Origin of the sequence: Aeromonas hydrophila subsp. hydrophila ATCC 7966 (assembly GCF_000014805.1) — a bacterium.
Classification (GTDB): domain Bacteria; phylum Pseudomonadota; class Gammaproteobacteria; order Enterobacterales; family Aeromonadaceae; genus Aeromonas; species Aeromonas hydrophila.
In genome coordinates this window covers 3,631,869-3,647,694 of the sequence record NC_008570.1, presented here as the reverse complement: position 1 = coordinate 3,647,694, position 15,826 = coordinate 3,631,869, and the positions used below count along the sequence as shown (strand labels likewise).

General features: G+C 65.1%; 17 protein-coding genes. 4 read left to right on the top strand and 13 right to left on the bottom strand.

Translation table 11 applies throughout. The features are described 5' to 3' along the window. The first annotated feature begins 22 nt into the window (after nucleotides 1-22). Nucleotides 23-493 (top strand): YMGG-like glycine zipper-containing protein, encoded by a 471-nt coding sequence (locus tag AHA_RS16350; RefSeq protein ID WP_011707006.1) that lies wholly within the window; start codon nucleotides 23-25, stop codon nucleotides 491-493. Nucleotides 494-554: 61 nt separating this feature from the next. Here AHA_RS16350 and AHA_RS16345 read toward each other — a convergent pair whose 3' ends face one another. From AHA_RS16345 to AHA_RS16320, 6 genes are all read right to left on the bottom strand, one after another. Then, nucleotides 555-1,511, bottom strand: coding sequence for a D-2-hydroxyacid dehydrogenase (locus tag AHA_RS16345; RefSeq protein WP_011707005.1), 957 nt, complete (start codon nucleotides 1,509-1,511; stop codon nucleotides 555-557). A gap of 117 nt (nucleotides 1,512-1,628) precedes the next feature. Beyond that, complete coding sequence (locus AHA_RS16340) at nucleotides 1,629-2,381, bottom strand: DUF3530 family protein (RefSeq protein WP_011707004.1); 753 nt, start codon at nucleotides 2,379-2,381, stop codon at nucleotides 1,629-1,631. Nucleotides 2,382-2,448: 67 nt separating this feature from the next. Then, nucleotides 2,449-3,075 carry a DUF2238 domain-containing protein gene (locus tag AHA_RS16335; protein ID WP_011707003.1) on the bottom strand — a complete coding sequence of 209 codons (627 nt, stop codon included), beginning with the start codon at nucleotides 3,073-3,075 and terminating at the stop codon, nucleotides 2,449-2,451. A gap of 141 nt (nucleotides 3,076-3,216) precedes the next feature. Next, nucleotides 3,217-3,783, bottom strand: coding sequence for an elongation factor P (gene efp / locus AHA_RS16330; protein WP_011707002.1), 567 nt, complete (start codon nucleotides 3,781-3,783; stop codon nucleotides 3,217-3,219). Nucleotides 3,784-3,826: 43 nt separating this feature from the next. Then, the gene (gene earP / locus AHA_RS16325; RefSeq protein WP_011707001.1) at nucleotides 3,827-5,035 is read right to left on the bottom strand and encodes an elongation factor P maturation arginine rhamnosyltransferase EarP; all 1,209 of its coding nucleotides are present in this window, start codon (nucleotides 5,033-5,035) and stop codon (nucleotides 3,827-3,829) included. A 94-nt stretch (nucleotides 5,036-5,129) separates the two neighbouring features. Beyond that, entirely contained in the window at nucleotides 5,130-6,173 is a 1,044-nt protein-coding gene (locus AHA_RS16320) for a GMP reductase (RefSeq protein ID WP_011707000.1), read from the bottom strand. Nucleotides 6,174-6,578: 405 nt separating this feature from the next. On the opposite strand from AHA_RS16320, the gene rloA3 reads away from it, so the two are divergent. Continuing rightward, nucleotides 6,579-7,085 carry a retropepsin-like aspartic peptidase RloA3 gene (gene rloA3 / locus AHA_RS16315; RefSeq protein WP_011706999.1) on the top strand — a complete coding sequence of 169 codons (507 nt, stop codon included), beginning with the start codon at nucleotides 6,579-6,581 and terminating at the stop codon, nucleotides 7,083-7,085. A 55-nt stretch (nucleotides 7,086-7,140) separates the two neighbouring features. Here the strand turns inward: rloA3 and AHA_RS16310 are convergent, their stop codons facing one another. From AHA_RS16310 to AHA_RS16280, 7 genes are all read right to left on the bottom strand, one after another. After that, entirely contained in the window at nucleotides 7,141-8,580 is a 1,440-nt protein-coding gene (locus AHA_RS16310) for an ATP-binding protein (RefSeq protein WP_011706998.1), read from the bottom strand. Beyond that, nucleotides 8,577-9,266, bottom strand: coding sequence for a response regulator (locus AHA_RS16305; protein ID WP_011706997.1), 690 nt, complete (start codon nucleotides 9,264-9,266; stop codon nucleotides 8,577-8,579). Before AHA_RS16305 ends, AHA_RS16310 begins: the two co-directional genes overlap by 4 nt. Nucleotides 9,267-9,348: 82 nt before the next feature. After that, on the bottom strand, nucleotides 9,349-9,987 hold the full coding sequence (locus AHA_RS16300; protein WP_011706996.1) for a tetratricopeptide repeat protein: 639 nt from the start codon (nucleotides 9,985-9,987) through the stop codon (nucleotides 9,349-9,351). Nucleotide 9,988: 1 nt separating this feature from the next. Beyond that, nucleotides 9,989-10,834: an SDR family oxidoreductase gene (locus AHA_RS16295; protein WP_011706995.1), complete on the bottom strand. Its 846-nt coding sequence runs from the start codon at nucleotides 10,832-10,834 to the stop codon at nucleotides 9,989-9,991. After that, complete coding sequence (locus AHA_RS16290; RefSeq protein ID WP_011706994.1) at nucleotides 10,831-11,490, bottom strand: TenA family transcriptional regulator; 660 nt, start codon at nucleotides 11,488-11,490, stop codon at nucleotides 10,831-10,833. Before AHA_RS16290 ends, AHA_RS16295 begins: the two co-directional genes overlap by 4 nt. Continuing rightward, the gene (locus AHA_RS16285) at nucleotides 11,487-12,953 is read right to left on the bottom strand and encodes an AMP-dependent synthetase/ligase (protein ID WP_011706993.1); all 1,467 of its coding nucleotides are present in this window, start codon (nucleotides 12,951-12,953) and stop codon (nucleotides 11,487-11,489) included. The genes AHA_RS16290 and AHA_RS16285 overlap by 4 nt, the downstream gene beginning before the upstream one ends. Continuing rightward, a complete protein-coding gene (locus AHA_RS16280; RefSeq protein ID WP_011706992.1) occupies nucleotides 12,950-13,594 on the bottom strand; it encodes a thermostable hemolysin in 645 nt (214 codons plus the stop codon). Before AHA_RS16280 ends, AHA_RS16285 begins: the two co-directional genes overlap by 4 nt. A gap of 217 nt (nucleotides 13,595-13,811) precedes the next feature. On the opposite strand from AHA_RS16280, the gene AHA_RS16275 reads away from it, so the two are divergent. Both AHA_RS16275 and AHA_RS16270 read left to right on the top strand, forming a co-directional pair. Then, nucleotides 13,812-14,450 (top strand): class I SAM-dependent methyltransferase, encoded by a 639-nt coding sequence (locus AHA_RS16275; RefSeq protein ID WP_011706991.1) that lies wholly within the window; start codon nucleotides 13,812-13,814, stop codon nucleotides 14,448-14,450. A gap of 133 nt (nucleotides 14,451-14,583) precedes the next feature. Then, nucleotides 14,584-15,804: a winged helix-turn-helix domain-containing protein gene (locus AHA_RS16270; protein WP_011706990.1), complete on the top strand. Its 1,221-nt coding sequence runs from the start codon at nucleotides 14,584-14,586 to the stop codon at nucleotides 15,802-15,804. The last annotated feature ends 22 nt before the right edge of the window (nucleotides 15,805-15,826 follow it).

Here is a 15,826-nt window from a genome sequence, read left to right as displayed (position 1 = left end):
TCAGGTTTGACAGGAGTACCCCATGGAGATGAACAAGCGTGGCATGAGCGCCCTGGCCCTGCTGGGCTCACTGCTGCTGGTCAGCGGCGTAGTGCAGGCCTCGGAGACACTCAATACCATCCTCGGTGGCGGTGCGGGTGGCGTGGCCGGCACCATGATCGGCAAGGAGCTGGGCGGTGATACCGGCGCCCTGGTGGGGGCGGCACTGGGCGGTGCGGCCGGTGGCGCCGCCACGGCCAACAAGGGCAACAAAAATGAAGCGGCGCTCGGTGGCGCCGTCGGGGCGCTCGGTGGCGCGGCCATCGGCAAGAGCGTGGGTGGCAGCACGGGTCAGCTGATCGGGGCCGGCGTCGGCGGGGCCAGCGGCTCCGCCATCGGTGCCAAGACTGGCGATGGCCACAAGAGCAACAATGATCGTTACTACGACGATGAGCACAGGCACCACAAGAAACACAAAAAGCACAAGAAACACAGATGGCACGACGATGATTGATCGCTGCCAGCAATGAGAGAGGGGCCGACAGGCCCCTCTCTTGTTTGGGTCGGCGCGTCGCTCACACCAGCCGGTGTTGGCGGCGCCCCTCGGCGAAGGCGTTGATGTTGTCGATCAGCTGATCGGCGAGGCGCTGCATCGACTCCTCGCTGGCCCAGGCCACGTGGGGGGTGAGGATGAAGTGGGGGTACTGCAGCGCCTGCATCAGCGGGTGGTCGGGGGGCGGCGGCTCGACGCTCGCCACGTCGAAACCGGCGCCGCCGAGGCGGCCGTTGGCCAGTGCCCGCAGCAGGGCCTCTTCGTCCACCAGACCGCCGCGGCCGACGTTGATCAGCAGGGCGCCCGGCTTCATCAGCTCGAGCTCCCGCTCGCCAATCAGGTTGCGGGTATAGGGGGTGAGCGGGCAGTGCAGGCTGATGACGTCGGCGCTTTGCAGCAGCTCGTCCAGCGGCAGCCGATCCTCGTCGTGGCTGGCGCCGACCTGGCTCTGGGCGTAACGCACCTCCATGCCGATCCCCCTGGCCCGCTCGCCGAGGGCCTGACCGAGCGTCCCCTTGCCGATGATGCCGAGCCGCTTGCCGTGCAGATCCGTGATGTGGTGATCGAAGAAGCAGAACTGGCCGCTCTGCTGCCAGCGTCCCTCCAGCAGCGACTGGCGCCAGCAGAAGAGGTTGCGCGCCAGGGCCAGCATCAGCGCCATGGCGTGTTCCGGCACCGAGGGGCCCGAGTAGTTGCGGATGTTGCAGACGCCGACGTTGGCGGCGCGGCACGCCTCCAGATCCACGTTGTCGCTGCCGGTGGCGGCCAGCGCGATGAGTTTCAGGTCCGGCAGCCGGGCAAGCTCGGCGGCGCCGATGCGCACCTTGTTGATGATGGCGATGCTGGCGTCTTTGAGCCGCTCCACCACCTGCTCGGGGGCCGTGCTCGGGTAGCTCTGCCAGTGATGGGGAAAGTCGGGGTGGCGCAGGGTGATGCCGGTATCCAGGGTATCGCTGTCGAGAAACACAATTTGCTGCATGGAGCCTCCTGCCGTTGAGGCGTTCATGATGCCAAACATCGGCGACCGAGAGCCAGTTTGCTGCGCCTCAATGGCTTGGCAATCGCGCCGGATGTGAGGCTGGCGGCATTTTTCGGGTCAGAGCCAGCCGAGGTGGGTGAGCCAGCCCTGGATCCGGGTCGGCGTTTCATCCAGCTCCAGCAGGGCGTAGGGGCGGTAGTTGAGCTTGTGGCTGCGGCGGCTTTCGCTTCTGCGCGCCTCGGCGGCCAGCAATGGCCAGCGTCCGCCATCCTCCTGGTAGAGGTCGAGGGTCGGCATGGTGGCCTGGGCGATCTCCTTGGCGAAGATCTGGTTGCTCTGCTGGTCGGGGAAGAAGCCGTCGAGCAGCACCAGCGCATCGGGGGCGGGCAGTTGTTCGCTGGCAATGAGGTTGGTGGCCCAGGCGGCGCCGGTGCCCTGCGCCAATATCAGCTTGAAGCCCCCCTCCTGCAGCTTGGCATCCCCCAGCTTGCTGATGCGGGTGGCAAACTGTTTGCGAAAGTCGTCGATGGCCTGCTGCTTTTTCTCGGCGGCGGGGTCCAGTTCGGTCTGTTGGGGCGAGGGGAGCAGCAGCAGGGTGTCGAAGCCGAGCCGGCCGAGGGCGCGGGTCAGCTGCCACAGCTGGCCGCTGCGCTGCCAGTCGGGCAAGAGGATGGCTAGCCCCACATAGCTATCGCTGTCGTGCTTGGCGAACAGCACTGTCTGCTTGTCGATCTGGGTGCTGTTGGGCAGCCCCTGCCAGTCGTTGTTCTGCCAGTAGTCGAGCGGCGTCAGCGGTGTGCCCTCGCTGGCCTGCAAGGGGTTGCTTGCCAGCAGGGTCAGTAACAGCAGTGATAAGAACAATCTGGCCATAGTGCGCTCCCCCGGTTACTCGGGTTAGCGGCACCAGGCCGGTTTTCTGAAGGGGGAAGTGGCAGCGCTAGCGTGACGGCCGGTCGGTGCTTGCCAGCCCAGCCAGCTGGCGGTCATGCAAGGGGGAGAGCAGCAGCAGGGCAGTGACGGCGCCAATCAGGGCGAAGAACATGTCGGACTGGGTATCCCAGGGGTCGCCCTGGGTGCCGAGAAACTCATCCGCCCCCTGGCCGAGCGCGAGGGCGGCTCCCCACTCGATGAACTCGTAGGTGGCGCTGATGGCGAGCACCACGCAGACCACCAGAAACGCCAGCATGCGCCGGCCCTGCACATAACCTCCGCGCAGCAGGATCTCCCGGCACACCAGGGCAGGCACGAAGCCCTGAAAGAAGTGGCCAATCTTGTCATAGGGGTTGCGGCTGAGCTCGAGCCACTGCTGCAGCTCGAATCCCAGCGGGACGCGGGCATAGGTATAGGCACCGCCCAGCATCAGCACCATGGCGTGCAGGGTGATGCACAGATAGAGCAGGCTGGTGAGCGGAAAACGGCGGTGCGTCAGGGCAAGCAGCGGCATGGCGATGAGCACGGGGGCGACTTCCATCAGCCAGGTCGCCCTGTCGTAGGGTTGCCAGCCGGAGAGGATCAGCAGTACCAGGGTCAACAGCAGCAACAGACCTTTATGCAGAGATGTCATGGGGCGCTCCGGAGGATGGCACAAGCCGGGAATACTCCATTTAGCCATGTTTGCGCTTCGAATACAGCCGGGTGGCGCCGTGCACCCATAAAAAAAGCGAGCCAAAGGCTCGCTTTTTTACCATGGATTCAAGGGGCCAACTTAGTTGACGCGACGCTTGAACTCACCGGTGCGGGTATCGATTTCGATCTTGTCGCCGATCTCTACGAAGGCGGCAACGGCCAGCTCGTAGGTGGTGCCCTTCAGACGGGCCGGCTTGGTCACTTTACCGGAGGTGTCGCCACGGGCGGCCGGCTCGGTGTACTCGACTTCGCGAACGATGGTGGTCGGCAGTTCTACGGAGATGGCTTTCTCGTTGTAGAAAGTCACTTCGCAGATGTCTTCCATGCCGTCAACCATGTAGTTCAGGGCATCACCCAGGTTGTCTTTCTCGACGTCGTACTGGTTGTACTCGGTGTCCATGAAGACATACAGGGGGTCGGAGAAGTAGGAGTAGGTGCACTCTTTACGTTCCAGCTGAACAACTTCCAGCTTGTCGTCGGCCTTGAATACGGTCTCGGTGGCGCTGCCGTTCAGCAGGCCTTTCAGCTTCATCTTGACCACGGCGGAGTTACGGCCGGATTTGTTGAATTCGGCTTTCTGGACCACCATCGGCTCGGTACCGATCATGACGACGTTACCAGCGCGGATTTCCTGTGCGGTTTTCATGTAAAAATTCCTGTTCGTATACGGGCAGATAAAAACTGCCAGATTATATACGGCTTTCTAAAAATTTCACCAGCCGAGTGACGAGATCCCCATCCCTGAGCTGCTTCTGTGACCAAGGTCGCCCATGTTGCAGCCATATCGCGGCGTGTTCCGGCCATTGCGCCCACCAATCGCGACAGTTTTCCCCCTGATTGAGGGCGTGGCTGAAACCGCGCAGCCACTGGCCGGTGGCGGTGGGCAGCTTTGCCAGATAGTGGTCGAGAAAGCCGTCCAGCTTGACCATGTGAGCCTGCTCTTCCTGCGGATAGATGTGCCACAGGAAAGGGCGGGCGGCCCACTGGGCCCGCACGAAGGAGTCCTCCCCGCGCACCAGATTGAGATCGCAGCTCCACAGCAGCCGATCGTAACCGGCCTGATCGGTCATCGGCAGCAGCTTGATGGTGAGGTTGCCCGCCTGCAGCAGTGCCCCTGCCTTGGCCGTCGGAATGGCCGCTGCCAGCCCGGCGCCGGTGAGCACGTCGTTGAGGGAGCGCCCGAGCGGCAGCAGCAGGGTGACGGGCGTGGCGCTCTGGCACCAGCTCTCGACCAGGCTGGTCAGGGCAGGGCTCTCGTAGGTAAAGAGGCTGACCCGCAGCTCGTGCTCTTGCTTGGGCGGCAGGCCGAGGCTGGCCCAGTAGGCGGCAAGCCCGGCTTCATCCTGTTGCCAGCGCTCACGCTCGGCGATGAGGCCGCGCTCGCACAAGAGGCCGCCGGTTCTGGCCGTGAAGCCCGGGAAGAAGAAGTATTTGTTGAGGCTCTGGTTGCCGACCCGCTGGGGCGAGGCGAGGGCGTGGCAATCCTCGACCCAGCTCTCGGCCGAGAGGTATTCGAGGTTGATCCAGCAAGGGGGCCTGGGCTGACTCGCCATCTGCTCGGCCATTCGTTCAATGAAGGGGGCGGGCAGCTGGCAGGCAAATGCCTCGATCACCACCCGGGCCGGGATGGCATCCGCGGGCAGCGTGTCGTGCCAGTGCTGGATATGGATGCCATCGACCCACTGGCTATCCAGCGCGGGGTCGAGCCCCGGGCAGATGCGGGCAAAGCTGGCAAGATCGTCCACCCAGAGCCGCACCTGGGCCTCATCGCCGTGGGTCGGGAGCGCGCCCTCCTGTTTCAGCTGGCGGGCCAGCCGCCAGGTGACGCCGATGTCGCCGAAGTTGTCCACTACGCAGCAGAAGATATCCCAGTCAAACGGGGGGAGGGGGCTGGTCATGTCAGGGCATCCAGATACAAAAAAACCGGTGCGCAGGGTAGCACACCGGTTGACTGGCTTCTAACCGTCAGCGCGTGACAGTGGCTGCGGCAGGTTACTCCTTGCCGTAGACATTGTTCTCTTGCTCACGTACCCGGATAAAGGTGGTGCGTTTGGTGAGTTCTTTCAGCTGGCTGGCACCCACATAAGTGCAGGTGGAGCGCACCCCGCCCAGGATGTCGCGCACCGTGTTTTCGACCGGGCCGCGATAGGGCAGCAGCACGGTTTTACCCTCGGAGGCGCGGTACTCGGCGACGCCGCCAGCGTGCTTGTCCATGGCGCTTGAGGAGCTCATGCCGTAGAACTTCATGAAGGGTTCGCCATCCACGTCGACGATTTCGCCGCCACACTCCTCGTGGGCCGCCAGCATGCCGCCCAGCATCACGAAGTCGGCGCCGCCGCCAAACGCCTTGGCCACATCCCCCGGGCAGGTGCAGCCGCCGTCACCGACGATCTGACCGCCGAGACCATGGGCCGCATCGGCACACTCGATGATGGCGGAGAGCTGCGGGTAGCCGACCCCGGTCTTGACCCGGGTGGTGCAGACCGAGCCCGGGCCTATGCCGACCTTGACGATATCGGCGCCGGAGAGGATCAGCTCCTCCACCATCTCGCCGGTGACCACGTTGCCCGCCAGGATGACGTGGTTCGGGCAGGCCTCGCGGATCTTGCGCAGAAACTCGACGAAGTGCTGGGAGTAGCCGTTGGCCACGTCGACGCAGATGAAGCGCAGGGCGCTGGACATGGCCAGGATCTGGCGGGTCTTGGTGAAGTCATCCTCGGAGGTGCCGGTAGAGACCATCACATGGCCCAGCAGCGCCGGGTCGGTTTCGCTCACGAAGGTTTGCCACTGCGCAAGGCTGTAGTGCTTGTGTACTGCGGTCATCATCTCGAAGCTGGCCAGGGTACGCGCCATGGCGAAGCTGCCGACGGTATCCATGTTGGCAGCGATGACGGGCACCCCTTGCCATTGGGTCTGGGTGTGCTTGAAGGTGAACTGACGGGTCAGGCTGACTTGGGAACGGCTCTTGAGAGTAGAGCGCTTGGGGCGGAACAGGACATCCTTGAAACCGAGCTTCAAGTCTTCTTCGATACGCATTACGAATTCCTTATTGAGCCTTGTTTGATAGGTCACTTTGCAGTGGCAACTTTTCGGCAGGCGCAAAAAAACCGGTGGTTTTCAGGCCCTCCGGTTTACAACAGTGTAGGCAAAAATCCCGTCGGAACAAGACTGATAATTCACTCAGCGTTGTGGTAGCCTTTGGCGTCACAACCTGAGCGCAGCCTTGGGTTTCATCCAGCCCCGCTCATGCCTCCCCGTTCCTCCACTTGAAAGCTCCTGATTGAATCCTGTTTGGCAAACATCTGCGTGATCCTGACGCCACGCGCCATGGCCGCGCTGGTGGCGGCGAGGCGGTCACGTTCACCAGTTGACAGCCGCCTTTTCCATCCCCACTCTGGGCTGCTCGGGCCAGCGTCGGCCCTGCCCTGACAAGGAGTGAAGATGTTCGGATTGCGAATGATGCCGCTGCTGTTGCTGGTTGGTCTCGCCCTGCCGGGAGCTGCTCGGGCTTCTGCCGATCCCGCCGTCTATGGCTGGATTGAGAAGGGGCTCATCATGCCGAGCGGGGTGGCGGTGAAGATGAAGCTGGATACCGGGGCGCTCACCTCCTCGCTCGATGCGCGGGATCTGCGCCATTTCAAGCGTGACGGCAAGTCCTGGGTGCGCTTTACCCTGCAGGTGACCGATGCCAATACCGACCGGCAGGTGAGTCAGACCCTAGAGCGACCGGTGGAGCACATGGTGACGGTGCGCGGCGCCGGCGGCATGGAGCAGCGCCCCACGGTCACCATGTCCATCTGCCTGGGTGACAAGGTGTACGAGGAGTGGTTCACCCTGCGGGATCGCAGCAAGATGATCTATCCGGTGCTGCTGGGGCGCCGCCTGCTGGCGGATCTTGGCGCAGTGGATTCGAGCCGCACCTTCACGGTGCAGCCGAGCTGTCGCTGAGGGAAGCGAACGACATAAAAAACGGGGGCCTGGCCCCCGTTTTTTATGGTGATGATCAGGCAGGGCGGGAGGGGGCGGGCAGCAGCACGCTCACCTCCAGCCCCCCTTCCGGCCGGTTGTGGATGTCGAGATCGGCGCAGTGCAGCTGGGCGATGCGCGAGACGATGGCCATGCCGAGGCCGACCCCGTCCCCCTGCTGGGGATTGACCCGAAAGAAGCGCTCGCACAGGCGCGACAGGGCGGCGGTGGGGATGCCGGGGCCGTTGTCGCGAATGTCGACCCTGACCCTGTGTCCCTCCTGGCGCGCCTCGACCGCGATCTCGCCCTGCGCCTGGGTGTAGCGCAGGGCGTTGTCGATGAGGTTGCTGAACATCAGCTCCAGCAGGGTGGCCTGCCCCATCACTGTCAGCTGCTCGGTGCCTTCCAGCGATAGCTGCTGATCCTTTTTCAGGGCGATGGGGGCCAGGGTGGCCAGGGTGCTCTGCAGCAGCTGGTTCAGGTTGAGCTCGGTCAGCTCCAGCCCCTGCTGGTTGTCGATGCGGGCCTGGGTCAGCAGCTGGCGCAGCAGTCGATCGCTGCGATCGAGCGCCAGCAGCATCTTCTGCAGGGAGTGCTGACGGCTCTCTGCATCCTCGGCGGCCAGCGCGTTCTCGCTGTGGATGCGCAGCACCGCCAGCGGGGTGCGCAGCTCGTGGGCCGCCTCGTTGGTGAACTGCTTCTCCCGCTCTATGGTGTCGGCAAGCGCGTGCATCAACCGGTTGATCTCGTTGGTGAGCGGGGTCAGCTCCTGGGCCCGGATCTTCAGGGTGAGCGGGCTCAGGTTGGCCGGGTGGCGTTCACCGATGGCCTGGGCCAGCTGTCGCAGCGGCGCCAGCCCGCGGGAGATGAGCCACCACAGCAGGCCGAGCAGGAAGGGCAGGGTGATGAGTAGCGGCAGCATGGCCAGGGTGGCCATCTTGCTGGCCAGCTCGCTGCGCTCGTCATCCCGCTCCGCCACGATGAGCCAGGTGTGCTCGTCCTGGTTGTAGAGGGTGAAGGTGCGCCACTCGTGGTTGTCCTTGGTGACGTTGTTGAAGCCGGGGGCCAGGGCGCCGAGGGGCTGGCTGGGGGCGCTGGGGGAGCGCAGCAGTATGTGGCCCTGCTCGCTCAGCAGCTGGAAGTAGAGGTTGCGCTCGAATTCGTGGCCAAAGGGGGTGAGCTCCCGGTCTTCCCCCCGCAGGTTGAAGCTGGTGTCCTTCTGCCACTGCTCCGGGTTGTGCTGCTCCCAGTCCTGATAGACGGTGCCGTTGGCGGGCAGCTCGCCATTTTGTTCGAGATAGCGACTGAGCAGCTGGTTGGTGATGCGGGAGGACTGGGCGAGACGGGCATCGAACAGCTCCTCCATCTCGTGGTTGGCCTCCAGATAACCGATGAGGGCGCTGATGGCCAGGCTGGCGCTGACCAGCGCCAGGATGCCGGAGAGCAGGAAGCGGCGGATGGAGCGGGGACGCGTCATGCCCGGTGGTCCCGGCGCTGGGCTTGTTCAAGCTGGGGGACTATGTAGCCGACCCCGCGGATATTGCGGATGAGGTCGCTGTAGAACTTCTTGCGCAGGTGGTGAATGTGCACCTCCACCGCGTTGCTCTCGGCCCCCTCGTCCCAGCCGTAGAGGCTCTGCTGCAGCTGATCCTTGCTCAGTACCCGGCCGCTCTGGGTGATGAGCTCCTGCAGCAGCTTGTATTCGTGGGGGGTGAGTTTGACCGGCTCGCCGCGATAGGTGACCTGCTGGGACTCGGGATAGAGCTGCAGCTCGCCATATTCGAGCACCGCCTGGGCCTGGCCCTTGCTGCGCCGCACCAGGGCGCGCAGGCGGGCATTGAGCTCCTGCAGGGCGAACGGCTTGACCATGTAGTCGTCGGAGCCGGCATCCAGCCCCAGCACCCGGTCATCCAGGGCGTCGCGGGCGGTGAGGATCAGCACCGGCAGCGTCTGGCCTTCCCGGCGCAGCTTGCGCAGCAGGCTGATGCCGTCGATATCCGGCAGGTTGAGATCCAGAATGAGCGCGGCAAACTCCTCGCTCTTGAGCACCGACAGGGCGGGCAGCCCCTGCTGCAGCCAGTCCACTGTGTAGCCACTGCTGCGCAGGGCATCCACCATGCCGTCGCCCAGCATCACATCATCTTCCACCAACAGGATCCGCATTGTTATTCCCCTCAAAAGACGCTGCCCACCAGTATGCAAGCTGGTGGGCAGAGTTTAAATAGCGCTCTGATCCGACTTGGGTTTATAGCTTGTCGAGGCGATCGCGGATCTCGATGCGTCGACCCTGATCCGCCAGCTCGCGACCCGGCCGGGGCGGGGCGCTCAGCGCCTTCTCCAGATAGCTCTTGGCCTCGGCCTTGCGGCCCTGATCCAGCAGGAAGTCGCCGTAGAAGAAGTTGGGGTCGATGCCGGTCGGGTTGATGGCCAGTGCCTGCTTGAGCAGCTGCTCGGCCTTCTCGTCATCACCAAAGCCCACCGGCCAGCCCGGCACCTGATAGTAGAGCGAGCCCAGACTGGTATAGGCGGAGCCGTCCAGCGCCTTGGGGTCCTGCTTGAGGGCGATCTCCAGCTTGGCCTTGGCCTCCTTGACCAGACCCAGCGCCCCCAGCCCACCCTTGGCACCGGCCCAGGTGCTCTTGACGATGGCCGACCAGATCAGCAGGTCGGTGCGAAAGGCCTCCTTGGCGCTGGCCTGATCGGCCTGGCTGCTCAGCTGTTCGAGGCAGCTCTCCTTGGCCTTGCCGGTCTGCTGATACTGACAGACGGCCCACTGCTGCTGGATGACGGGCAGGGTGTCGGCGGCCTGGGCCATCCCCGAGCCCAGCATGAGCAGCAGGAGGGCACCGTGGGTGAAACGGGGGCGGAAAGTGGCGTGCTTCATCTTAACGTTCCTTCTCTGTCATGACGGAAGTGGCGTGCCCCGCATTGCCGGCAGCGGGCGCCGCGTGGCGGGCATAGCGCTCTATGATGGGTTTTTGCTTGGCCAGCGCCCGGTCGACCAGGCCGGGCAGCAGGCCGTTGAGCCGCACGAACAGCTTCTCCGGCCAGCCGAGCCAGCTGCGGCGGGTTTCGTTGCACAGGGCGATGACGGCCTCCTCGGCCACGTCCTGCGGGCTGTCGGTGTGGGTGCCGAGCTCGGCATTCATCTCGTAGGCCGCCTCCGAGTTGAGGCGGGTACGGGTAGCGCGGGGAGCAAAGTGCAGCACCTGGATGCCGGTGCCCTCCAGCTCGCGGCCGAGCGCCTCGCTGAAGCCGCGCAGGGCGAACTTGCTGGCGCAATAGACGCTGTAGCCGGCGTAGCCGATGGCGCCGAAGCTGGAGCCGACGTTCATGATCACCGCCGGCTTGCGCAGGCGGGGCAGCAGCATGCGGGTGAGCTGGATCGGCGCCTCGACGTTGAGCAGCAGCTGGCGCTCGACCTGCTCGCTGCTCTGATCCTCCAGCCAGGCAAACTGGTTGCAGCCGGCGTTGTTGATCAGCACGTCCAGCCCCTCGTCCAGCGCCGGATGCTGCAACAGTTTGGCCCGCTCCTGGGGCGAGCCCAGATCGGCGATCACCGTCTGGTGGCGCTCCGGGTGCGGCAGCTCCTTGCGAAGCCGCTCCAGCGCACTGGCCCTGCGTCCGTGCAGCAACAGGTGTGCCCCCTGGGCTGCCAGCTCCTGGGCCAGCGCTTCGCCGATCCCGCCGCTGGCGCCCGTGAGCAGCACGAGTTTTCCTTCAAGCTTCATGATGTCTGGTTTTCCGTCAGTTGATAGAGCATGTCGGCGTAGAGGCGGTAGACCACCTTGGCCGAGTGAATGATGGCTGCCTGATCGGCCGAGGCTTCTACCCGGTTCATCAGGGACTCGAAGAATTTGAGGTGCTCCTGATCCAGCGCGCCGTGGGAGCTCAGGTAGCTCATGGCCTGGGGCGGCAGGCCGAGACCTGCCTTGAGCTGGTCGGCCACGGTCAGGGCGATGGCGACGCTGGTGCCTTCCAGCACCTGGACCATGCCGAAGAAGCCCATGGGGTTGCCGCGTTGCACCTGGTCATAAAGAAAGGCCACCATCAGCTCGATGGGCAGCTCGGGCTGGCCGTGGCGCACCGCCTCGGCATCGCCGCCGCAGGCGCGGATGTCGCTCAGGATCCACTCCTGATGGCCGTACTCCTCGTCGATGTACTCGGCGATGGCGCCGCGTACCCACTCGTACTCCTGACCCAGCTTGCCGCCGGTGGCCATCAAGAGTGGCACCGTGTGGCGCACGTGATAGAAGGCCTGGGAGAGGAAGCGCAGGTAGATGTCGCGGGAGATCTCCCCCTTGCGGCACGCCTCTATGATGGGGGCGTTGAACAGATGCTCCCGGGCCGGGGCGGTGGCTTGTTGCAGCACTTGATAGAAGCTCATGAGGTCTCTCCTGTAAGGCATTGGCTGATCTGCCGGGAAAAGTGGTGATAAATCCGTTCGCGACGGGGGCGACCGTTGGCGGTCAGCAACTCCGGATGCTGATCCAGCGCCACCGGCAGCCAGTGATGGATGCGGGCATAGTCGGGCAGGCGGTGGTTGAGCTGCTCGATCTGCTGGGCTAGCTGGGCGTCGGCGCCGGGCAGTGGCTGGATCAGGGCGACGTTGGCCGGCTGGCCGTCGCCGAAGATCACGATGCGGGCGATGGCCGGACAGAGCTGGGCTTCCGCCTCGACCCACTCGGGGGAGAAGTTGCGGCCAAAGGCGGTGATCTGGACGTTTTTCTTGCGCCCGGTGATGTGCAGATAGCCCTCATCATCCAGGTGGCCCAGATCGCCGGTGGCGACCCGTGCTGGCGTCGGTTCGTCGCTGCCCAGATAGCCGAGCATGGCGGATCCCTCCACCAGGATCTCGCCGTCAGCGGCGATCGATACCCGGCAGTGGGGCAGTGGCTGGCCGACGCTGCCCAGGCTGTGGCCGTCGGGGCCGTTGAGGGCCACGACGGAGCCGCACTCCGACAGGCCGTACCCCTCGTAGACCGGCAGCCCCAGCTTGCGGGCCCGGCTGATGAGCTCGGGCGAGACTTTGCCGCCGCCCACCGCGACGAAGCGCAGGCCGGCCAGTTGCTCGACCAGCGGCGGGTTGGCGCTGCACAGGGCCAGCAGCAGGCGCAGCAGCTCGGGTACCAGCACCAGGCTGTGGGTGGGCCAGCGCAGCAGGGCCTGGGCCAGGGTGGCCGGGTCCAGCTTGCTGGAGCCGGCAAAGCCGAGCTCTGCCAATGAAGGGATGCGGCTGCAGGCGCCGGTGAGCAGCGGCACGTAGAGGCCGGTCAGGTTTTCCAGCAGGGTGGTGAGCGGCAGCAGGGTCAGGTGCTTCTCGACGTTGGCCGGGGCGACCCGCTCGGCCAGCGAGGCGCAGACCGCCATCATCTGGGCCAGCGACAGGCAGACGCCTTTGGGCTGCCCTGTGGTGCCGGAGGTATAGGTGATCTTGGCTGTGCCGGCCGGCAGAGGCGGCAACCGGGCAGGAGTGCGGCGCCACAGCGGCAGCTCGCCGACCGTCAGCTGCAACGGATCGCTGGCCTGCCAGCCGGGGTGGTGGGGGCCGATCAGGGCGTCGGCACCGCTGCTCTCCAGCAGCCACTCCTGCTGCTCCAGGCTGAAGAAGTGGGGGATCGGGATCACCACTATGCCGGCCATGGTGCAGGCGAGATCGATGAGCGCCCAGGGCAGGCCGTTGTCGAGCTGCAGCGCCAGCCGGCTGATCCCGGCCATCTGCAGGCGGTCGGCCAGCACCGGCAGCTGCTGCCACAGCGCCTCGTAACTGAGGCTGTGCTGGCTGCTGGCGAGGGCCGGGCTGTGGGGCGTCTGGCGGGCAAAGTAGGCGATTTGGTCGAACAGCATCATAAGGCGCTCCGATGCGGGCAGTTGAACAGGGACGGCATGGGCGCCAGCAGGGAGAGCAGCAGGCTGCCCTGTGCCAGCGCCTGCCGTCCGAGGCCGAGATCGCCGACCATCACCTTGGGCTGGCAGTGGTAATAGGCGCCCCAGGCGCTGGCGTCGTCACCCACCTTGTCGGCCTGGGCGGGGGCCAGCTCGACCGGGGTGAGGTGGAGGCGGTGAAAGCTGTTGCGAAGCCGGGCGGTGCCGGTGAACACCACGTAGTCGAGGTCGTTGTCGCACAGCAGGCGGCAGAGCGCCGCAAACATCAGGCGGGCGTTGCCGGGCTCGCTGCAGGCGAGGTTGCCCACCTCGACGATGCGATCTCGCCGGGCGGGGGCGCCGAGCCGGGTTTCGATGGCGGCCTCGATGGGCTGTTCCAGGTACTGCTCCAGATAGAGGCGCTCGCTGCCGGCCAGCTTGAGACCGCAGGCGCCGACCAGCAGGCCGTCGGCCCGGTAGAGGCCGAGCAGGCAGGGCAGAAAATGGGGAATGCGGGCGTTGAACTCCTGGCTGTAGGCAGCCTGGATGTAGCCCTGCAGTGCCATGACCTGTTGCGGGGTATCGGCCAGCGTCAGCCGATAGGGGGCTTGAATGTCGGTGGTCATGGATGGCTCCTTCTTGTCGATTGTCATCAGACTAAAGGGGCAAACTTAAGAAACCCTTAAGAGGTAAAAAATCTGTTTCATACCGAGGCAACTGGTTGAAAAGAGAGGTAAAGCTGCGACCCGAACGCGGGGCAGCCGGACAAAAACCTTGTCAGCCGCCAGACGGGCAGGCAAGCTGCGGCCACTTTTGACCGCCCCGCTTTCGAGAGGAGATGCCATGCCCCCCTTATCTTGCCCGCTCTGCTGTGCCGCCGATGCCTATGAGCTGCCGGTGGCCGGCAAGCTGTACCATCGCTGCCGGGCCTGCGAGCTGGTCTGGCTGGATGCGGCCGAGCACCTGGAGCCCGCGCGTGAGAAGGCGGTCTATGACGGCCACGACAACCAGGTGGATGATCCCCGCTATCGCCAGTTTCTGCAGCGGGCCTTCGGCGAGGTGCTGAGCCGCCTGCCTCCGCCGGCCAGCGGCCTCGATTTTGGCTGCGGCCCGGGCCCGGCGCTCATCGCCATGGGCCGCGAGGCGGGCTACCAGATGGCGGGTTACGACAAGTTCTATGCCGACAAGCCCGAGCTGCTGGCGCAGCAGTATGACTTCATCACCAGCACCGAGGTGATCGAGCACATCGCCACCCCGCGTGCCGTGCTGGACGGGCTGTGGGGCTGCCTCAAGCCCGGCGGCCTGCTGGTGCTGCAGACCCAGCGGGTGCTGGGGGACGAGCGCTTCCGGCAGTGGCGCTATCGCCACGATCCGACCCACATCGTCTTCTTTGCCGAGGCCTCCTTTCGGGCCCTGGCAGCCCGCTGGCAGGCGCAGGTCGAGTTTCCCCACGCGGATGTGGCGGTCATCACCAAACCCTGAACGGGGCATTTTCATTTGGCGGCGGCTTGGGCATGCTGATGGCCTGATTGGCGGGGCCCGCTTGCCTGTTTCCCTGCATTGAGTCCCAGGCGCCGCCAGCCGCCCGTTCCCCGACACCAAGGAGTGGTTTGTCATGTCGATTCCCCATCTTTCACTGCAGGATGCCCGTCATCTGCAACTGGCGGCCCAGGGCCTGCTGACGCCGCGCCGCGGCAAGGCGCGAGCAGCCGACCTGCTGGCTACCATCCGTCGCATGGCACTGCTGCAGATAGACACCATCTCGGTGGTGGCCCGCAGCCCCTATCTGGTGCTGTTCAGCCGGCTGGGGCAGTACGATCCGCGCTGGCTGGAGCAGTTGCTGGCCGATGGCGAGATCTTCGAATACTGGGCGCACGAGGCCTGCTTCGTGCCGCGCGAGGATTACCGCCTGCTGCGCCACCGCATGCTGGATCCCGCCGCCATGGGCTGGAAATTTTCGACCAACTGGCTCGCTACCCATCAGCAGGAGATTGGCGAGATCATCGAGCGCATTCGCCAGCACGGCCCGGTGCGGGCGGCGGATTTTGAACGCAAGGAGGGGAAGGGCAACGGCTGGTGGGACTGGAAGCCGGAGAAGCGCCACCTGGAGGTGCTGTTTACCGCAGGCCAGCTGATGGTGCGGGAGCGGCGCAATTTCCAGCGTGTTTACGATCTGGCCGAGCGGGTGATGCCCGAGTGGCGCGACGAGCGGGATCTGCCGAGCCAAGAACAGGCGCAAAGGGACATGGTGCGAGCCAGTTGTCGGGCGCTGGGGCTGGTCAAGACCGGCTGGGTGGCCGACTACTATCGGCTGCGGCGCGGCAAATACGACGTCCTGCTCCATCAGCTGGCGGACGAGGGAGAGCTGCTGCCGGTGCGGGTGGAGGGGTGGCAGCACGGCGCCTTCGTGCACGCCTCGCTGGCAGACGAGCTGGCCCAGGCCCAGTCCGGCACCCTCAAGGCCAGCCACACCACGGCGCTGTCGCCGTTTGACCCACTGGTCTGGGATCGCAAACGGGCCAGCGAGCTGTTCCAGTTCGACTATCGCATCGAGTGTTACACCCCGGCGCCCAAGCGCCAGTACGGCTACTTCGTGCTGCCGCTGCTGCATCGCGGCAAGCTGGTGGGCAGGATGGACGCCAAGGCCCATCGCCAGCAGGGGATCTTCGAGATAAAGAGCCTCTATCTGGAAGCGGGAGTCAGGGTGACCCGGACCCTGGCGCAGGATCTGGCCAAAGCGCTGCAACGGCTGGCCGAGTGGCACCAGACCCCAACCTTGCGCTACGGCGCCATCCCCGCGCCCCTGCTGGCCCTGTGGCAGGAGGGGACACCCTGATGGGGAGCGTCATCCCTACCTG

Coding starts and splice junctions, on each gene's coding strand:
- rloA3 (WP_011706999.1), top strand. CDS start 6,579: ATGTTCGGATTGCGAATGATGCCGCTGCTGTTGCTGGTTGGTCTCGCC.
- AHA_RS16335 (WP_011707003.1), bottom strand. CDS start 3,075: ATGACATCTCTGCATAAAGGTCTGTTGCTGCTGTTGACCCTGGTACTG.
- AHA_RS16270 (WP_011706990.1), top strand. CDS start 14,584: ATGTCGATTCCCCATCTTTCACTGCAGGATGCCCGTCATCTGCAACTG.
- AHA_RS16345 (WP_011707005.1), bottom strand. CDS start 1,511: ATGCAGCAAATTGTGTTTCTCGACAGCGATACCCTGGATACCGGCATC.
- AHA_RS16340 (WP_011707004.1), bottom strand. CDS start 2,381: ATGGCCAGATTGTTCTTATCACTGCTGTTACTGACCCTGCTGGCAAGC.
- AHA_RS16290 (WP_011706994.1), bottom strand. CDS start 11,490: ATGAGCTTCTATCAAGTGCTGCAACAAGCCACCGCCCCGGCCCGGGAG.
- AHA_RS16275 (WP_011706991.1), top strand. CDS start 13,812: ATGCCCCCCTTATCTTGCCCGCTCTGCTGTGCCGCCGATGCCTATGAG.
- AHA_RS16295 (WP_011706995.1), bottom strand. CDS start 10,834: ATGAAGCTTGAAGGAAAACTCGTGCTGCTCACGGGCGCCAGCGGCGGG.
- AHA_RS16305 (WP_011706997.1), bottom strand. CDS start 9,266: ATGCGGATCCTGTTGGTGGAAGATGATGTGATGCTGGGCGACGGCATG.
- AHA_RS16280 (WP_011706992.1), bottom strand. CDS start 13,594: ATGACCACCGACATTCAAGCCCCCTATCGGCTGACGCTGGCCGATACC.
- earP (WP_011707001.1), bottom strand. CDS start 5,035: ATGACCAGCCCCCTCCCCCCGTTTGACTGGGATATCTTCTGCTGCGTA.
- AHA_RS16300 (WP_011706996.1), bottom strand. CDS start 9,987: ATGAAGCACGCCACTTTCCGCCCCCGTTTCACCCACGGTGCCCTCCTG.
- efp (WP_011707002.1), bottom strand. CDS start 3,783: ATGAAAACCGCACAGGAAATCCGCGCTGGTAACGTCGTCATGATCGGT.
- AHA_RS16285 (WP_011706993.1), bottom strand. CDS start 12,953: ATGATGCTGTTCGACCAAATCGCCTACTTTGCCCGCCAGACGCCCCAC.
- AHA_RS16310 (WP_011706998.1), bottom strand. CDS start 8,580: ATGACGCGTCCCCGCTCCATCCGCCGCTTCCTGCTCTCCGGCATCCTG.
- AHA_RS16350 (WP_011707006.1), top strand. CDS start 23: ATGGAGATGAACAAGCGTGGCATGAGCGCCCTGGCCCTGCTGGGCTCA.
- AHA_RS16320 (WP_011707000.1), bottom strand. CDS start 6,173: ATGCGTATCGAAGAAGACTTGAAGCTCGGTTTCAAGGATGTCCTGTTC.